General features: G+C 57.2%; 14 protein-coding genes. 8 read left to right on the forward strand and 6 right to left on the reverse strand.

The genetic code is table 11. The annotated features are described in order from the left end of the window. Position 1: 1 nt before the first annotated feature. A complete protein-coding gene (locus CPPEL_RS00400) occupies positions 2–1,300 on the reverse strand; it encodes an ATP-binding protein (protein WP_123959086.1) in 1,299 nt (432 codons plus the stop codon). A gap of 59 nt (positions 1,301–1,359) precedes the next feature. Between CPPEL_RS00400 and CPPEL_RS00405 the strand changes: the two genes are divergently transcribed. Then, positions 1,360–2,931, forward strand: a complete 1,572-nt coding sequence (locus tag CPPEL_RS00405) for a DUF885 domain-containing protein (protein ID WP_123959089.1) — start codon at positions 1,360–1,362, stop codon at positions 2,929–2,931. A gap of 41 nt (positions 2,932–2,972) precedes the next feature. Here CPPEL_RS00405 and CPPEL_RS00410 read toward each other — a convergent pair whose 3' ends face one another. Together CPPEL_RS00410 and CPPEL_RS00415 are read right to left on the reverse strand one after the other, a co-directional pair. Continuing rightward, positions 2,973–3,614, reverse strand: a complete 642-nt coding sequence (locus CPPEL_RS00410) for an MBL fold metallo-hydrolase (RefSeq protein ID WP_123959092.1) — start codon at positions 3,612–3,614, stop codon at positions 2,973–2,975. After that, entirely contained in the window at positions 3,611–4,696 is a 1,086-nt protein-coding gene (locus CPPEL_RS00415) for an S-(hydroxymethyl)mycothiol dehydrogenase (RefSeq protein ID WP_245990518.1), read from the reverse strand. The genes CPPEL_RS00410 and CPPEL_RS00415 overlap by 4 nt, the downstream gene beginning before the upstream one ends. A gap of 389 nt (positions 4,697–5,085) precedes the next feature. Here CPPEL_RS00415 and CPPEL_RS00420 point away from each other — a divergent pair, with 389 nt between their 5' ends. Next, a complete protein-coding gene (locus CPPEL_RS00420) occupies positions 5,086–6,714 on the forward strand; it encodes a tyrosine-protein kinase domain-containing protein (protein ID WP_123959098.1) in 1,629 nt (542 codons plus the stop codon). Between the two features lie 37 nt (positions 6,715–6,751). On the opposite strand, the gene CPPEL_RS00425 is transcribed toward CPPEL_RS00420, so the two are convergent. Further along, positions 6,752–7,237 (reverse strand): arsenate reductase/protein-tyrosine-phosphatase family protein, encoded by a 486-nt coding sequence (locus CPPEL_RS00425; protein ID WP_123959101.1) that lies wholly within the window; start codon positions 7,235–7,237, stop codon positions 6,752–6,754. A 391-nt stretch (positions 7,238–7,628) separates the two neighbouring features. Here CPPEL_RS00425 and CPPEL_RS00430 point away from each other — a divergent pair, with 391 nt between their 5' ends. The 4 genes from CPPEL_RS00430 to CPPEL_RS00445 are packed head-to-tail and all read left to right on the forward strand — an operon-like array spanning position 7,629 to position 12,380. Next, a complete protein-coding gene (locus CPPEL_RS00430) occupies positions 7,629–9,047 on the forward strand; it encodes a polysaccharide biosynthesis protein (protein WP_123959103.1) in 1,419 nt (472 codons plus the stop codon). Beyond that, positions 9,047–10,168, forward strand: coding sequence for a polysaccharide biosynthesis protein (locus tag CPPEL_RS00435; RefSeq protein WP_123959105.1), 1,122 nt, complete (start codon positions 9,047–9,049; stop codon positions 10,166–10,168). The genes CPPEL_RS00430 and CPPEL_RS00435 overlap by 1 nt, the downstream gene beginning before the upstream one ends. Further along, on the forward strand, positions 10,165–11,433 hold the full coding sequence (locus CPPEL_RS00440; protein WP_123959108.1) for a nucleotide sugar dehydrogenase: 1,269 nt from the start codon (positions 10,165–10,167) through the stop codon (positions 11,431–11,433). The genes CPPEL_RS00435 and CPPEL_RS00440 overlap by 4 nt, the downstream gene beginning before the upstream one ends. Continuing rightward, positions 11,430–12,380, forward strand: coding sequence for a glycosyltransferase family protein (locus CPPEL_RS00445; protein WP_123959111.1), 951 nt, complete (start codon positions 11,430–11,432; stop codon positions 12,378–12,380). The genes CPPEL_RS00440 and CPPEL_RS00445 overlap by 4 nt, the downstream gene beginning before the upstream one ends. A 39-nt stretch (positions 12,381–12,419) precedes the next feature. Here CPPEL_RS00445 and CPPEL_RS00450 read toward each other — a convergent pair whose 3' ends face one another. Together CPPEL_RS00450 and CPPEL_RS00455 are read right to left on the reverse strand one after the other, a co-directional pair. After that, complete coding sequence (locus CPPEL_RS00450; protein WP_123959113.1) at positions 12,420–13,502, reverse strand: glycosyltransferase family 4 protein; 1,083 nt, start codon at positions 13,500–13,502, stop codon at positions 12,420–12,422. Beyond that, positions 13,502–14,860 (reverse strand): phenylacetate--CoA ligase family protein, encoded by a 1,359-nt coding sequence (locus CPPEL_RS00455; protein WP_164470332.1) that lies wholly within the window; start codon positions 14,858–14,860, stop codon positions 13,502–13,504. The genes CPPEL_RS00450 and CPPEL_RS00455 overlap by 1 nt, the downstream gene beginning before the upstream one ends. A gap of 217 nt (positions 14,861–15,077) precedes the next feature. Between CPPEL_RS00455 and CPPEL_RS00460 the strand changes: the two genes are divergently transcribed. Both CPPEL_RS00460 and CPPEL_RS00465 read left to right on the forward strand, forming a co-directional pair. Continuing rightward, positions 15,078–16,403 carry an oligosaccharide flippase family protein gene (locus tag CPPEL_RS00460; protein WP_123959119.1) on the forward strand — a complete coding sequence of 442 codons (1,326 nt, stop codon included), beginning with the start codon at positions 15,078–15,080 and terminating at the stop codon, positions 16,401–16,403. Positions 16,404–16,437: 34 nt separating this feature from the next. Beyond that, complete coding sequence (locus CPPEL_RS00465; protein WP_123959122.1) at positions 16,438–17,310, forward strand: glycosyltransferase family 2 protein; 873 nt, start codon at positions 16,438–16,440, stop codon at positions 17,308–17,310. The last annotated feature ends 1 nt before the right edge of the window (position 17,311 follow it).

The following is a 17,311-nucleotide window of genomic DNA, read 5'->3' on the forward strand; positions in this document are numbered from 1 at the left end:
CCTAGCCCACGCTCCAGGTGGCCTGCGGATCGCGCTTGCTGCGCCCCTGCCACTGCACCAGGCCTTGTTTGCGCAAGGCATTCAGGTGGCGAAGCACCGTTGGCCGCGCCAAGCCCAAAAGGGCGGTGAGCTGGCCTGTGCCAAGGGGCTGCTTGGCTAGCTTAAGCTCGTGCACAATCCTTGTGGCAGTAGCCCCCATCTGATCCGGCAGGGCTTTGGCAGGAGCAGTTTCACTAAAAAGCGTGAGCCTGACTGCCTCGGTGAATTGCTGATAATGCGGATCTGCAAAACCTGCCTCACGCATGGCCTGGCACATCCTTCGAATCCCCGCGCCGCGTGCTTCACTCACACCCAGATCCGCGCACACCCTGGCCACCCGCGGGTTGCGGGCATTACGAAACAGCCTGCTTACAGTGTGCGGATTGGTGTTATTGGGAAAACGCCCAGGGCTGGTGATTTCAATGCGGTTTGCAAATACCCGCACGCGCACATGATCGCCTGCCACGGCATAGGAACGGTGGATCACTGCATTGCGTAACCCCTCCAGCCAGGCCTCACGCGGAATGGAGGTGCCGAGGTGCTCGACAGCTTTTGCCGCTGCTTTGATCTGCTCAGGGATGGATCCTTCGCAACGAATCACCTCGTGTTCACCACGTACCTCTACATAGGCATAGGGGAACATCGTCTGGGGCCGCTTGGCCAGCAGCAGGTAGGCGGCGATACACACATTGCCCTCAACGCTTAATAAATCGCGTGCACGCAGCGCCTTTTTGGGCGAAGACGTGCCCAAGGCCCGCTGAAATCCCCCCAGCAGCTTTTGATCCAGCAGCACCCGAAAATGCGCGGTGTTTTGCAAAGCGCGTGCGGTAAAGCCTTCGATCTCACGATCCCAGCACATCTCCTGGCGCTGGTTCATATTCAGCTTCTTATTGCGCGTGCCCACACGCACATAGCATTCGCCGCTGGCGAGCTCGTGGTAGAAGTGCCAAGGGTCTACATAGACCAGGCAGAAATCGGGGTAATCGCGGAAATGGGCGTGGAAGTCTGGGTGAATGAGCAGGCAGGCTTCGTGATAAAGCTCCTTGCTGCCGGAGTAGATCAGGGTGCCGCCTTCGGCGTTATGAAAAGCCAGGAGAGTAATGGCGAGATCGCGGGCGGTGCTGCCTTCGGGGAGTTTGGAAAACCACTGGCTCTCACGCAGTTTTGGCAATTCGGCGCTGGCAAATTTCTTGCCCTGCGATACCACTCGGGCTGCCTGGGCAGAAGCACTCATGGGGGAGGGATTGTGGCGCACCGACATGCTCTAACTCTAACACTGCTTCAACCTCAGAGCTGGCACGAAGGGTAACTTGAAAGGCTATGAGCACTGCACTAGATCAACGCTGCGAAGACTACATCCACGCACTGGTTCGCCTGAGCCCACTTAGCGCCACCGCATGGGGCATGGATCAAGAAAACGCCACCCAGATCGATGCCTTTACACCCGAATACCACCAGCAATTAGCAGACCTTGCCCAAAGCCTGCGCGATTTTGCGCTGCAATATCAGGCAGAAGACGCCCAAGATGAGGTCACGCGCGCCACGCTGATTGATCGCCTCGGCGTTGAACTTGAGGCCTTTGAGGCAGGCGAGCACCTGCGCCACGTCAATAACATCACCAGCCCGGTGCAGTGGATCCGCGACACGCTATTTCAAATGCCAGCCGAGACAGATCAGCAGCGCGAAGTGCTCGCTGCGCGCGTGGCGCAGATCCCCCAAGCGCTCAAGGGCTATCAGCAGAGCCTGGAACTCGGGCAATCGCGCGGCCTGCTGCCTGCTGCCCGTCAGGTGGCCGGGGTGCAAGAGGATCTGCGCGCCTTCGCATCCAAGCTGCCGGCAGAAAACCCAGAGGTCAGCGCCTATTTGGAAGAATTCGCCACCTGGATGGGCACGCTTAGAACAACCCAAGACGATGCCGTGGGAAGGCAGCGCTATGAGCTTGCCAGCCGCCAATGGGTTGGGGCATCGGTGGATCTAGAAGATGCCTACGCCTGGGGTAAACAGCGCCTGGCTGCCATTGTGGCTGAACAAGAGCGCATCGCCGCCGAGCTGTTTGGTGAGGGCACCAGCGTAGAAGAAGCGATGGCCCGGTTGAATCAGGAACAGCGCTACACCATCAATGGTGTCGAGGCACTTCAGCAGTGGATGCAGCAACGATCCGATGAGGCACTTGCAGCCCTCGCCGGTGAACACTTCGATATTGAAGGCCCTGCCCGCGAGCTTGAATGCTGCATTGACCCGGCAGGTACCGGCGGCATCTTCTACACCCCGCCGAGCGCAGACTTTTCCCGCCCCGGCCGCATGTGGTGGTCTGTTGCCCCAGGCCAGGAGCAATTCCACACCTGGCAAGAACTCACCACCGTCTACCACGAGGGCGTGCCAGGCCACCACCTTCAATGCACCGCCGCCATGCAACAGCCGCTGAATACCTTCCGCCGGATCGCCTGCTGGAATTCCGGCCATGGCGAAGGCTGGGCACTCTATGCCGAACAGCTCATGGCCGAGCTTGGCTTCCATGATGATCCCGCTACTCGCATGGGGCTTCTCGACGCCCAACGTCTCCGCGCCGCACGTGTGGTCTTGGACATCGGCTTCCACCTAGGCCTGCCCACCCCAGACGGCGGCGAGTGGAGCTATGAATACGCCTGGGAATTTTTGGCGGCCAATTCCTCCATGGACCTGCCCAATAGGCAATTCGAGCTCATGCGCTACCTAGGCTGGCCAGGCCAAGCACCCTCCTATGCGCTTGGCCAAAGGCTGTGGGAAGAACTCCGCGATGACGCCCTCGCCCAAGGCATGAGCCTGCGCGAATTCCACACCAAGGCACTTGCGGTAGGCAGCGTGCCCATGAACATTCTGCGTGAGGCGGTGCTAGGCCAAGACCAGGCCTAGCGGCATTCCCTAGTGCGGGATCGTGCTTTTAGCGGGTGAGGCTAGTGCCCGCGCGCGATCCACTCTTGAAGGTGCGGTGCCTCTTTACCGATCTCGGTGGCATCGCCGTGGCCGGTATAGACCTCGGTGTCGCCCGGCAGGGTGAGCAGCTTGTGGCGGATCGAGTCGATGATCGTGTCAAAGGAGCTGTACTTGCGGCCAGTCGCGCCGGGTCCGCCGGCAAACAGGGTGTCGCCGGAGAAGAGCACCTTGGCGTCGGGAAGATAGAAGGCGCAAGAGCCAGGGGAGTGCCCTGGGGTGTTAAGCACCTGCAACTTCGAGCCTGAAATAGCAAAGGCCATGTCCTGCTCAAGTTCCTCGAAGGGGAGGTCCTTGTGGGTTTCTTGCCACAGAGGCGCATCGCCTGGGTGCAAGAAGATGCGAGTATCAAAGTGGCGTGCAAGCTCAGGGGCAACATTGACGTGATCATTGTGCGCATGGGAGCACAACACGCCCAGCACATTGCGGTTGCCCACCGCCTCAATGATCGGCGCGGCATCATGGGCTGCGTCGATGATGTAGCAGTCGTGGTCGTCGCCAAGCACCCAAATATTGTTATCTACTTCCCACTCGCCGCCATCAAGGGCGAAGATGCCGTGGGTGACGACGCGGTCGATGCGCAGGCCAGATTCAGATGTGCTCATGCTTGCTCCATTTCTACGACAGATCGCAAGACCTTGCCTTGCTTCATGGTGTCAAAGGCAGCATCGACATCGCCTAAGCCGATGCGCTCATCAACAAAGGAATCCAAAGGGAAACGCCCCTGCTGGAAAAGGTCGGTGTACATGGGGAAGTCGCGCTCAGGCAAGCAATCGCCATACCAAGAAGACTTCAAAGCGCCACCGCGGCCAAAGATATCCAGCAAAGGCAATTCGAGTTTCATATCAGGCGAAGGCACCCCCACCATCACCACACGTCCGGCAAGATCACGGATATAGAAGGCCTGCTCATAAGTCTCGGGGCGGCCCACCGCATCCACTGCGACGTCTACACCAACACCGCCGGTGAGCTCTTGGACCTTTTCTACTAATGCATCGCGGCTTAAACCCTTGGAATTGATGGTGTGCGTAGCGCCGAATTCCTTCCGGGCCCTTTCTAGCTTCTCATCGGAGATGTCGATGGCGATGATGGTGCTAGCACCAGCTAAAGCGGCACCTGCAATAGCGGCCATGCCAACGCCGCCCACGCCGATCACGGCAATAGACTCGCCACGCTTGATCTCGCCGGTATTCACAGCGGCACCAAGGCCAGCCATGATGCCGCAGCCAAGCAGGCCAACGGCGGCGGGATCAGCAGAAGCATCCACGCGGGTGCACTGCTTTTCATGCACCAGGGTCTTTTCTGCAAAAGCGCCAATGCCCAGCGCTGCCTCAAGCTCAGTGCCGTCTTCTAAGGTCATGGGCTGAGAAGCATTGTGGGTATTAAAGCAGTACTTTGGCTCGCCCTTCTTGCATGCACGGCACTCGCCGCACACCGCGCGCCAATTCAGCACCACAAAATCGCCTTCTTGGACGTGCTCCACCGCCGAGCCGGTGGCCTCTACCACCCCGGCGGCCTCGTGGCCGAGCAGGAAGGGGAAATTATCACTGATATTGCCCTCGCAGTAGGCCAGATCGGTATGGCACACGCCGCAGGCCTGGATCTTGACCACCACATCATGCGGGCCTGGTTCGGGAATGCAGATGGTTGTGGAGGTGGTTGGGGCGTTGGCCTCGGTGGCGATGATGGCTTGGACTTTGTCGTAGTAAGGCACGTTCCCTCTTTCTTTGGTGGGGGGGGCTTCTTTTTACGATCATGCCATTAGATTTGCTTCGGGGTGGGGCACTAAAGCGCTGCTAATAACGATTGTCATTTACACAAATGGGGGTAATCGTTTCGGAATGTGTCGATGCAACGATTAGGCATTCGTGGAACCAGGAGTGAAACGTTGCAGGGAAAACCGGTTGTGCTGAATTCCATCCCTTCGGATCGGCTTTCAAGTGCAGTGTGCTCCCCAACAAACTTTTGCTCTATGGGTTTTGCTCATGGACACTATTACTGCGGTCACGAGCCCAGATTTGTGTCGTGCAATAAAAGTCGCGCAATGAGTATTGCGCGCCGAAGGAGTTAGGCAAAATGCGCGAATTGGCAATGTTGGCGGGCGCTTTAAGGCGCAAGTGGTGGGTTATCTTGCTTACCGCAGTAGTTATCGCCGGATTGGTCGGCGGCTGGGGCACACTTCGCCAGCAGGAGTACAGGGCCAGCGCTCGACTCACAGTGACCATGACCGGAGAGGCGTCCTCAGCGAGCGCGTCCTATCAGAACAATTTGGCGGCCGAAACCCGCATTGCCTCTTATGTTGAGCTGGTTCGCTCCAATTTGGTGCTCGACCGCGTCTCTGAACTCACCGGGATCCCTGTGGGGCAGCTCAGGGGCATGGTCAATGCTTCTGATGTGAAAAAGACGGTGCTTTTCGACGTCTCCGCTACCGCCAAGAGCCCCGAGACTGCATCTCAGGTTGCTCGCGGGCTAGCGGAGGTTTATCCCGAGGTCATTGAGGAGCTAGAGACGCCTAAGTGGGGGCCTGGAGGGCCACCTGTTGTCTTTGATGAAAACGGCAAAGCCATTCCTTTCCGAACCGGCCCTCAGGCTTTTGCCACGATCGTCTCCGATAACACCCAGAACCCCTCGGTAGTGCCACCTACGCGCACTCAAATGATCGCTCTTGGCCTGTTCGTTGGCATCATTGCCGGTTTGCTCATGGGCATTTTGGCTGACTTGCTTGATCGCCGCGTGCGTCGGCCCGAGGAATTTATCACCCTGGCTCCCGGCGTTCCGATCCTTGGCGAAGTACCTCAATCCCGATCCAGGGGAGAAAAGAAGGGCGTGTTGCTGGACTTCCGCTCCGGCCACTCTGCTTCTGCCGAGGCGATGCGCGCAGCTCGTACATCTATGAGCTTTGTTGGAGGGGATCAGGAGTCTCGCGTATTCCTTATTACCTCTGCGCTACCAGGTGAGGGCAAGACCTTCGTATCCGCCAATATCTCCCGCGCCTATTCAGAGGCGGGAAGCCGCGTCTTGGTTATCGGCGCCGACCTGCGCTCGCCCAAGATCGGTGCAGCCTTCGACGTGCCGGAGGATGTTGGTTTGTCTAACGTGCTGGCAGGACAGATCGAGTTTGAAGATGTGATCTTCTCCGGTGGCGATATGGAACCCGACGTGATCCCCGCAGGCCCAACGCCACCGAACCCCTCCGAGCTGTTGTCGAGCAAGCGAATGCAAGCCCTGCTGGAATGGGCGCGTGAGCACTATGACATCACCATCATCGATACCCCACCGGTCGATGCAGTGACCGACGCCGTGGTGCTGGCACCAGCGGCAGATGCTGTGGTGCTCGTTGCCCGAGTCAATGTGGTGACCCGCACAGCTCTAGCCCGCACCCTGGAAAACCTCTCCATTGCCAATGTCACCCCATCTGGTGTGATCGTCAACAGTGTGCGTAGCGGCGGTGGCTCAGGTTATGGCAAGTACGGCTATGGCTACGGCTACGGCAATACCAAGAAGTCCAATTCAACGGATGCCACCAAGGCTGCCGTTGCCCAAAACAAGGTGCTCGCCGAGGCTCCCCAGGCCGGGGCGAGTGCCGCGCTGAAGCCACAGTCCGAGCGCCACCCAGATACCCACGAATTCCCGCCGGTTGTAGATGAGCAAGCACCACAACCAAGCGAATCTGAGTCGGGCAAGGATGCTGAGGGCAGATCATGAGCATGCCCCAGACCCAAGAAGTTGTGGTGGGCAGATCCTAGGTGGCGTTAGCTTCAATGATGTCGAGTAAAGCTCCGATGGTATCCGCGCAGGTGCGAAAATCCTCCACGGTGCCACCGATGGGGTCTGCAACATCCGGCGCTTGGTATCCGCGACGTTGTCTGTGCGCATCGCGGGTGCTCACGCCGGGGTGGTCTTGGAGGATCGCCGCATATTCGCCCAAGGTGAAGGTCTTGGACATGGCTGCCGGTGACATAGCTAGCACTTTTGAGCGTTGTGCTGCTTCCATGCACAACACCACAGTGGCATTGGCAATTTGCACCGGTGTTACCAACGTTGATGAGAAGTCTTTTGCGGCGATGCCCTGCTCTTCTAGCACCAAGGCTGAATATTCGTGCATGGGCATGCCGTTGCGTGCGGCGATGCCGGCGCTTGAGGCTTCGAAGCCTCTGGCTTGCCACAAAGCCTCGGCCAAGGGTGAACGGCAGATATTAGCCGTACAAATAAAAAGCACTGAGGACATGAGCCAAGTCTACGTTGGAAGGAATCATCGATGAACACATTCACATGGCGTCGCATGCTATTGGATGTGTGCATGTGGATGCCGGCGCTGATTTCGGCGATCTGGCTTCGCCTGGACTTTGAGCCAGTAACCATCAAACTGGGCCATTCCTATTGGCCGGTGATTGTGGCAGCGATCATGCTCGGCCACGCGATTTGTGGCGGGCTGCTTGGTGTGTACCGTCGCGGTAGTGGGGAACAATCCCCCTTGAGCCGCACCAATGTGATCCTTACAGCGGCCGCAGTTTTAATGGGGGGGGTTCCTCGGATTTGTTGTAGCGGTCACACTGTATCCCAACGCCGGGATTCCAAGGACCGTTCCCTTATTAGCGGCACCCATCGTGGTGTGCCTTGTGCTCTTTCTTCGCGCAACCGAGATGGTGGTGGCGCAGGTACGCGAGCACGACCGTGAACCGATTATTCTCTATGGGGCTACGCAGCTTGGCAGGCATTTTGTAGCCCAGTTGGCAGAGTCGGAGCAATCCGAATTTATTGTCAAAGCGGTGCTCGACGAGGATCCTCAACGCCGCGGCGGGCTTATTCATGGCATGCGTGTGCGCGGTGGCTTAGATGAGTTGGCCGCTGTTGCAGAAAAGACCGGTGCGAAAACACTGGTCATCGCCGATGCAGGACTGAGCGATTTAACCTTGGATCGCGTTCGCGACGCCGCCCGCGCAGCGAAGATGCGAGTGCTTGCGGTGCCGTCGATGCAGCATGTCGATGGCCTATCCTTGGGCAACCTTGAGGATATTGACGTAGCCAAATTCATGGACCGCGAACAAGCCAGCCTTGATATTGAGGGCATCCGCAGCATCATTAGCGGCAAGCGTGTACTCGTCACCGGTGCGGGCGGTTCCATTGGTTCCGAACTGTGCCGCCAGGTGTATCGCTTTGATCCAGCAGAATTATTCATGCTTGACCGCGACGAGGGAGGCTTGCACCATACGCAGCTCTCATTGACTGGCAAGGCGCTCTTAGACGATGAGACAGTGATCCTGGCTGATATCCGCGACGAGGCCGGAATCCGCGAATTATTCTGCACACTTCGCCCCGAAGTAGTGATTCATGCTGCGGCGCTGAAGCACCAACCACTGCTGGAGCGTTACCCAGAAGAAGCGTGGAAGACGAATGTGCTCGGTACCGAGCATGTGTTGTTGGCCGCCGAGGCCTGTGGCGCAGAAATCGTGGTCAATGTTTCCACCGATAAAGCCGCCAATCCCTGTTGCGTGCTGGGCGATTCGAAGCGAATGGCTGAGCGGCTTACTGCCGCACGTGCAGCGGCTGGCACCCCAGGCCGGTGGGTCTCGGTGCGCTTTGGCAATGTGTTGGGTTCCAGGGGCTCCGTGGTGGAGACCTTCATGGGGCAGATCAAACGCGGTAATGCCTTAACCATTACCGATCCCTCGGTTCGTCGCTACTTTATGACGATCCCCGAGGCAGCACAGTTAGTGCTCCAAGCTGCCTTAGTGGGGCGGTCTGGAGAAACCTTGGTGCTGGATATGGGCGAGCCAATGCTCATTGAGGATCTAGCAAGGGGCCTGATGTCGATGGCCGGTCGCAATGATTTGAGGATCGTGTACACAGGCCTCCGACCAGGAGAAAAGATGTCGGAAGAGCTTTTCGACGTCCGCGAAACCGCAATCCAAGGCGATCGCCACCCGCTCGTAAGCGAGGTAAGTGTAGCGCCGCTAAGCAGCGTGCCAGAAGGAAACGATGTGCGCGAAGTGATGGAGCAATACGCCCGCGCTGAGCAAGAGCAAGGAGCGAAATAATGAGCAAGCAATCCGAATACGATGCCCGCACGGTGTTGGTCACCGGCGGCACCGGCAGCTTTGGCCACACCGTTGTTGAGCGGATTCTTCGTACCCAAGCGCAAGAAGTGCGAGTGTTTTCTCGCGACGAAGCTAAACAAGATGCCATGCGCCACCGTCTAGGTGATGATCGCGTGAGTTATGTCATTGGCGATGTTCGCGATGCCGGCTCCTTGGAACGCGCCATGCGCGGAGTAGACCACGTCTTCCATGCCGCCGCCCTCAAGCAAGTACCGAGCTGCGAATTCTTTCCAGATCAAGCCGTAGCCACCAATGTTTTGGGTTCTCAAAACGTGCTTGAAGCTGCAGAACATGCTGGCGTAAGAAGCGTGGTGTGTCTTTCTACCGATAAGGCCGTCTACCCGGTCAATGCGATGGGTATGTCGAAAGCGCTGATGGAAAAGGTAGCTCGGGCGCACGCCAGGCGTGTCGGCGGAGCCAACACCACCGTGAGCTGTGTGCGCTACGGCAACGTGATGTACTCGCGTGGCTCTGTGATCCCTCTATTTGTGCAGCAACTGCGCCAGGGCAAGAACCTCACGCTCACCGAACCGCGCATGACGCGTTTTATGATGACCCTGGCGGAATCAGTGGATCTAGTCGAGCGCGCGTTTCGCCTGGGTAAAGCAGGCGATATCTTCATCCAAAAAGCGCCGGCTACCACCGTGGGCGATTTGGCTGAGGTGATGTGCGAGCTTTTCGACGTCCCCGCGAATATCACCACCATTGGTGTGCGCCACGGCGAAAAGTTGCATGAGACACTGGCAACCCGTGAGGAACTCGCCTTTGCCGAGGATCTGGGCACACACTTGAGGCTTCCGGTAGATAACCGTGGTCTGAACTATGAACACTTTGCCGATCGAGGCGTAGCTGGATTGGAAACCGATCAAGACTTTGATTCCGACCTGGTAGAGCGAATGACGCGCGAACAGCTCGCCGCAAAATTGCTTGAAGTACCCGAACTTCGTGGCGATTTGCTCTCTGCAGGCCGTGACCTTGCAGCTCTCGACGCTCGTTTCGGGGTAGATGCAAGCGGCCTGGTGGGCGATCCAAGCCGTGAGAAAGGAAACTGGATCCGATGAAGAACAATGCACGCGGCAAAGTAGTGGTCATTGGCCAGGGCTATGTTGGTTTGCCAGTCGCGGTCTGTGCCGCAGAGGTCGGATGGGACGTAGCTGGCATCGACCTAGACCAGCGCAAAGTCGGCCTCTTGCAGCAAGGGCAATCGCCGGTAGAAGATATCAGCGATGCGCGCCTTGAAGCGGTTGCCAATGCTGGGCGCTACGTTGCGTCGACAAGCTATGAGCTAGCAACTGACTTCGATATCGCCGTGATCTCGGTGCCCACCCCCTTGCGCGATACTCGCCCGGATCTCACCTTTATTGAAGAAGCCGGTGCGGCACTCGGGCCTTTCGTAAGCCCCGGATCGACCGTCATCTTAGAATCAACCACCTACCCAGGCACCACGGAGGAACTGCTCATCCCGATCCTGGAGCAGCGATCCGGGCTTCAAGCGGGCGAGGATTTCTTCGTTGGTTATTCACCCGAGCGCATCGACCCAGGCAATAGTCGCTATGGCTTAAAAGAAACGCCCAAGATCGTCTCCGGCATCGATGCCTCCTCGCTTGAACGAGTCCAGGGATTTTTCGATACCTTCATCGAACGCACCGTTGCCGTTTCCGGCACCCGCGAAGCAGAGCTTGCAAAACTGCTGGAAAACACCTTCCGGCACGTCAATATCGCACTGGTGAATGAGCTTGCACAATTTGCCGGCCAATTAGGAATTAACGTATGGGAGGCGATCGACGCCGCTGCCACCAAACCCTTTGGGTTTATGAAGTTCACACCAGGTCCAGGCGTTGGCGGGCACTGCCTTCCCATTGATCCCTCCTACCTTTCCTGGCAGGTTGAATCCCAATTGGGCCATGCCTTCCGCTTTGTAGACCTGGCCAATGACATCAATAACCACATGCCCGACTATGTGGTCCAGCGCGTCCAGGACCTGCTCAACGATCAAGAGCGATCACTCAAAGGTTCCACCGTGCTGCTGGCAGGTGTGGCCTATAAACCAAACACCGGCGACGTGCGCGAAGCACCCTCATTGCGCATCATCGAACTGCTCCAAGCCCGTGGTGCCAACGTGGTGGCGGCAGACCCCTTTGTGCCTGAGCACCTTTGGCCAAAGGCGGTAGAACGCTGGGACCTGGAACGGGCAGACCAGGCCAATGTGGTTGTGGTGATCAATGATCACGAAGGATTCGATCTTTCTGGCTTAGCCCAGCTTGGAGTACCGGTATTTGATACCCGCAACGTGGTACCGGATAGCCCGAACGTGGTGCGCCTATGAGCCTGAAGCGAAACTCAGCAAAGACGATCATCGATACCGCAGGCGCCACAAACGGCGGCGCCAGACGCTTTCTCCTTGAGCTTCAAGATTATCTGCAGCGCCACCCCCGCGAAGACGTGCGCTTGATTGGTGGCGAGCGGCTTTCTTCCACATGGCTTGTGCAACGCGAATGGCAAGCCCTAGGAGCAAAAAAGATTGCGCTAAATAATGCATCATTTTTTGGTCCTATCGGTGAGCGAACCGTGCTTTTGCGCAACGCCTTGCACTTCGCCAGCGAAGAAGAATTTGCCCAGCTCGGCTACACCCCCAGCGAGCACATGCGTAAACAGATCCCAGTGATTCGGGCGCTTGCGCATCGAGCAGACCGGATCGTGGTGCCGTGCCACGCCATGGCCGAGCGCGTGGCCAAGCATGCACCGAAGCTAGAAGATCGTATCCAGGTGCGGATGCACCCCGTCTCACCGCGGGGCTGGGCTGAGATGCAGCCAGAAAACGACCTCATTTTGGTGCCGATTGTTCCACAATCCTATAAGCGCCTTGACCTGCACATTCCAGCCTTACTAGAGGCGGTAGAGCAAAGCGCAACCAAAGTCGCTGTCACAGCCTTCCCAGGTGATATCCCAGAAGCCGATGGGCATCCCAATTACCAACCCATTGGGCTTATGCCTGCCGAGGATTTGGCGCAGTGGTGGGGTAGAGCCAAGGCCATTTTCTTTCCACCAACCCTGGAATCCTTTGGCTACGCCCTAGCCGAAGCGCGCTGCGGTGGTCGTGCCGTGATCGCCCCGGATAGCCAGCAGAATAGGGAAATCGCAGGTGGTGCGCTAAGTGCCTATGGGGCAGATAGCACGCTTGCCCAAGCAACAGCCCATGCACTGCAGGCCAATATCCCAGCAGAACCGGAACCCTTTGACCCAGATGCCTATTTTGATTGGCTGCTGGGCTAGGCATTGAGCCACATGCTTTGGCTGCTGGCTCAATGCTGGCTACGAGGGGAATCCGAGGATTGCTAATAACTGCTCGTTGTAGTGGTGCCAGGTTTTACCTAAAGCATCCTCGCGTGCCGCATCCCCGAGGGCATCTCGCTTTTCCCACATATCTTCTAGCGCTGCAGCTAGGGCCTCTGGGTCGCGCTTTGGCACGAGACGGCCAGTGACGCCATCGTTGATGATCTCCTCGGCTCCGGTGCCAAAGCAGCCAACCGGAGGGATGCTACGCATGGCAGCCTCGAGATACACCACACCAAAAGGTTCACGGGTAGAAGGCAAAGCAAAAAGATCAGCACCATCGAGTACAGCTAGGGTGGCTTCGCGATCAAGCCGGCCTAAGAATTCCACGCGCTGGCCAATGCCCAGCGCCTCTACTTGATCTTCGAGTGCGCGGCGTTCTGGCCCATCGCCTACGATGCGCAGCCGCCAGCTAGCATCGAGCAACCCAAAGGCATCAATGAGCACATCCAAGGCTTTGCCCTTGTGCATATTAGAAATGCTCACGACAAGCTTAGGCGTGCTACTGCCAGCAGCCTTCTCGGCGTATTTGGTGCCATTTCCTAACACAGTGTGGTGGCGCACCCCGAGGTTTTCTAGAAACGGCACGACCGTCTTACCAACCGGAAGGACCTTCACATGCTCGGGGATATCTGGAAGGTGCTTACGCATCCAAGCCGCGTTATCTGGGTCGTTGAGTGGCGGATTATCTCCGTGCACGATTACGGCAGTAGGCAAGGGCTTCGATTGCCACCACGGAACACAAAATCCCAGCGGTATTTGATTGTGCACAATAAGTGCATCGACGTCTGGCTTAGGCAAGGTCCACTTAGCAACCCGGGCGGCGAGCTTGGTGTTGATTGGCCTATGGAGCCTGTGAAAACGAACAGGCAGGTGCAGGGTGCGCACATAGTGCGGGGTAACACCAGCGATCTCAAGCCATTCGCTCTTTCTTGGCGAAACCACCGTGACCCATACTTCATGGCCTTGTTCACGCAAAGCGGATACGTGTTCAGCTACGAAAATGCCGCTGATGGGGTTAGCGCGTGATGGCCACAACGAGGTAATAATGTGCAGTTTCATCAGATCTCCTCCGCCGGGGCGTCGGTAGGAATGCGAGCGGCATCAATAGCAACGCCCCTTTTGCCGCGAGCTAAAGGCACAAATTCTTCAACAAAACGCAAGCGCACACGCCCCGGTACAACCTCGGGGTGGTGGATCTGCATCGCCTTTTTGGCTTGGGCTGCAATCTTGTTGCTGGGGTGATCCTTGCTGCAGACCACCGCAATATCTGCACCTTCATCGGCAGTAGGAGCAACTTGGGCTGAAAGCACCCCATCGATATTGCGCACAAGCATGGAAAGCTCGCAGGCGCGGATATCTTCTGGGCCGTTGGTGGTGGCAAGGCGAATCACATCGCGGGTGCGTCCCTGCACCGCTGAGAGCTCCAAGATTGTGCCCCCTGGCCCGTATTTGGATGCGCTTAAGTCATCGCCCAGGCTGTAATGAATCAGGGGAAACACTCGCTTGCTTAAGGTGCTGAGCACTGATCCTTCGCGCAGCATAATCCAAGGCCACAGCACTTGAATTGGCCATCCATGTTGAACCTGTGGTTGTGGCATCGTCGCAGCAATCACCCCGGCCTCGATCGCGCCATATTCCACCACCACCGTTCCGAGATTGCTCAGCAATTCGGCATCCGCCGGGGTGACGGTTTCGCTCGAGGGAATAACGTGAGTGATAAATTCCAAACCCTTGGCGCCCGTGTTCAGGTAACGCTCGGCGATCATCACTAAGGCGGAGGTATAGCCCACCAGGTAGCGTGGCCGAAGGCGCCTGATCGTAGCAAGCGCTGCATCCGCTTGATCTGGTGAGGCGATTAAACCTGGGAAGGTCCACGAGTTACCGGCGATGTCTTTTGCCATGCGCTTCACCCGTGCTTCCACATAGCCTTTCCGGGTATGTGCCTGGTGTCCGAGCGTATTAGCGGTTAAGACGAAAGCGTCGAAAGGCTTTAAGCCGTGGGCTTGCCTATACGCCCATGTGCGGGCGTAACCATCCATCAATTCAGCAGCGCCGCGGGGAAAAGCAAAAGGCTTGCCTGTAGATCCAGAGGTTCGGTAGACAGCAGTGGCGCCAGGGGTCGCTTGCACCAAATCCTCGTGCTCACGGAGATGATCTTTTTCCAACACCGGCCACTGATCGAGTTCCTCCAATGTGGAGATGCGATCCGGCAGGTCGTGGTGTTGCTTCCAAAACCGATAAAAAGGCAGGGTGCTGGCGTATTCCCACTGCTGATTAAAACGCCGCAACTGAGAATCTGCGATGGCTTCAGGGTCCAGCTTGGCATCTTGTGACCACTGCAAAGCGGCAGTCGACGCTGCCTGAGCACGCTTGCGGCCCAGCGTAGCGCGCATCAATTGAGCGGGGTATCCGAGCATACGCGTTGTCTTTCGTGTTCTTGCTTGCTGGGGCGAAAGCTGCTGATCGCCAATATGCAATGGACTTTATCACGCCACTTGCTGCACAGTTCCGCGTTTTGCAGCAAGCCTAATGGCCCCATAGAAGGTTGAACCGGCCACCGTACTCTGACATTGCCGTGTTGAGGGCTAGGATCCAAGATGGCTAAACATTAGGCAGCGCAGAATCAGAAGAAGAATGGATTTTCTAACAAAGCTACAGCGATCGAGCTACGTGCGATCCATCGGGATCCGTGGACTCAACGGCGGATTAGGTTTTGCCGTGTCCGTGCTTTTGGCGCGTCTGCTCGGCCCTAGTGATTACGGCGCTTATGGCGTGATTCTTTCTACCGCTGCCATTATTGCCATCCCCTTTACCGCCGGCCTGCCCCGAGCAATGGCGCGTGAGGTAGCAGCAGCGCGAGTCAATGAAGATCCAGGGTTGATCCGATTGGTCATCCGTCGTGGCCGAAACACCTTCCTTCTGCTGCTTCCCATCTTGGCCTTCGCCGCTATCGTTGCTTGGAAATTCGGGCTCACCATCGCAGGAACCAGCACAGGTATCCTCGTCGCCGCCCTGGTAGCCCCCATGCTTGCCGCGGATTCAAACCGAATGGCAATCATGCAAGGTATGGGGCAGGCAGTTCGATCCCAGATCCCAGACATGATTGTGCGGCCAGTGGGCACCGCAATCATCGTCACTGTGCTTCTTGTGAGCGTGCACCATGTAGGCCCAGAAGTGGGAGCGGTGGCCTATGCAAGCGCTACCTTGATTGGTTTTTTGGTGGGGGCCTGGATGATCCGCCCGGCGATCAAGGCGCTGCCTGATCAGCCGCCAAAGACATACATGTCGCGCAAGACCTTTTTGCTTGCTGTTTTTACCCTGTCCATTCTGGGCAGCTCGAAAATTCTCTCTGGCAATATCGACATGATTTTGCTGAACTCCCTGTTCAGCCTGAAAGCCGCAGGCCTATACAAGGTCGCGCTCGCCGGCATGGCTCTGGTGGTAATGGGCAACAACGCCATCGCTGCCGTTGCTAATACTCGCCTGGCCGAGGCAGTTCCCGGTGGGGATAAATCCAAAATTGCTGCCGAATCAGATCGAACAATGTTCTGGGCGCTCGGCAGCTCATTCCTTGTAATGCTGCCCGTCATTTTTGTTGGCCGCCCGGTGATCTCGGCGGTCTATGGAAGTGAGTACCTGGGATCCTGGAGCATTCTGCTGATTTTGGGCCTGGGATTTTCAGTGTCACAGGTATTCGGTCCGGTGGAATCAGTGGCGATGTTTGCCGGGCAACAGTTGCGAGCCGCAGCGGCAGTCTTGGTATCGGTAGCGGTATCGGTGGGCCTGGCATTCCTCTTTGCACCAGTCATAGGGGTTCATGGCATCGCGCTTGCCTCCACGTTGGGCTTATCGCTACGCCAAATTCTGATGGCGATATTCGTGTGGAAGAAGTTCGATCTCAACCTCACGCTCATCGGCACTATTAGCCGTGCGCTGCAGGCCAGGAGGCAGCAAATCTAGCGTTATTGAGAGTCCATTTTGCTAGCATGACCTCATGGATCAAGCCCCCGAACTCTCTGTAGTTATTGCCACGCATAATCGTGCAACAGTGATTCAGGATCAACTCAACGCACTGGCGGGGCAGGACATCGCGGCTCGCATGGAGCTCATCGTGGTGAATAACTGCTCTTCGGATAACTCATACGCTGTGGTGGAACGCTGGCTTGAACACCACGCGGATGTCTTTTACCGCGCCCTACAGCTTCGGGCAGATGATCGCCCTTCTCTTTCCTACGCACGCAACACCGGTTTAGCTCTTGCTAAAGGCGAAGTCGTGGCCTTTGTAGACGACGATGATGTAGTGCTTCCCGGCTGGGGCCGTGCCTATTGTGATGCACTGGCGCATAGTGATAAAGAGCAACTCGCTGGAGGATATTTCTATATCAACGGCGCCACGAGAGTCGGCGGGGAACAACGCTTTGGCATCTGGTTTGCACAGGGTAGTTGTTGTGCAGCGCGTAGAGACTTACTCGAGCGCGTGGGTGGGTTTAATGAGTCGCTTCCTGCATACGGGGGAGAAGACGTAGAGCTTGCGGTTCGCTGCTTCAAACAAGGAATACCCACCAACTTTATTGAAGGTGCTTTGCTGCAGCCGCGAACCAAGAGTGAACCGAAGAAAGTGATGCTAAAAAAGCAGATCTATTCGGGGATTGCCTTGACGCATTTGTGTGCCCTGCATGAGATTGAAGAAGGCCTCTCGGCCAAGCAGCATCTTAAAAGCATCTACCGGGACCTTCGCAGGCTGCCTAAGGCAGCTCGGCAGGCGATATTGAACATGGTGCTGCACGGCTCCCAATTGATTACTTCGCTGGTGTATAAGCTGCCGCATAAACGCAAGGAACTCGCGGCACTTCGAGCGAAGCTCTAGA

Origin of the sequence: Corynebacterium pseudopelargi (assembly GCF_003814005.1) — a bacterium.
Lineage (GTDB): Bacteria > Actinomycetota > Actinomycetes > Mycobacteriales > Mycobacteriaceae > Corynebacterium > Corynebacterium pseudopelargi.

Bases quoted from the DNA above. Each gene is read 5' to 3' on its own strand.
- CPPEL_RS00400 (WP_123959086.1), bottom strand. From the start codon at position 1,300: ATGTCGGTGCGCCACAATCCCTCCCCCATGAGTGCTTCTGCCCAGGCA.
- CPPEL_RS00465 (WP_123959122.1), top strand. From the start codon at position 16,438: ATGGATCAAGCCCCCGAACTCTCTGTAGTTATTGCCACGCATAATCGT.
- CPPEL_RS00445 (WP_123959111.1), top strand. From the start codon at position 11,430: ATGAGCCTGAAGCGAAACTCAGCAAAGACGATCATCGATACCGCAGGC.
- CPPEL_RS00420 (WP_123959098.1), top strand. From the start codon at position 5,086: ATGCGCGAATTGGCAATGTTGGCGGGCGCTTTAAGGCGCAAGTGGTGG.
- CPPEL_RS00405 (WP_123959089.1), top strand. From the start codon at position 1,360: ATGAGCACTGCACTAGATCAACGCTGCGAAGACTACATCCACGCACTG.
- CPPEL_RS00410 (WP_123959092.1), bottom strand. From the start codon at position 3,614: ATGAGCACATCTGAATCTGGCCTGCGCATCGACCGCGTCGTCACCCAC.
- CPPEL_RS00435 (WP_123959105.1), top strand. From the start codon at position 9,047: ATGAGCAAGCAATCCGAATACGATGCCCGCACGGTGTTGGTCACCGGC.
- CPPEL_RS00460 (WP_123959119.1), top strand. From the start codon at position 15,078: ATGGATTTTCTAACAAAGCTACAGCGATCGAGCTACGTGCGATCCATC.
- CPPEL_RS00450 (WP_123959113.1), bottom strand. From the start codon at position 13,502: ATGAAACTGCACATTATTACCTCGTTGTGGCCATCACGCGCTAACCCC.
- CPPEL_RS00440 (WP_123959108.1), top strand. From the start codon at position 10,165: ATGAAGAACAATGCACGCGGCAAAGTAGTGGTCATTGGCCAGGGCTAT.
- CPPEL_RS00425 (WP_123959101.1), bottom strand. From the start codon at position 7,237: ATGTCCTCAGTGCTTTTTATTTGTACGGCTAATATCTGCCGTTCACCC.
- CPPEL_RS00455 (WP_164470332.1), bottom strand. From the start codon at position 14,860: ATGCTCGGATACCCCGCTCAATTGATGCGCGCTACGCTGGGCCGCAAG.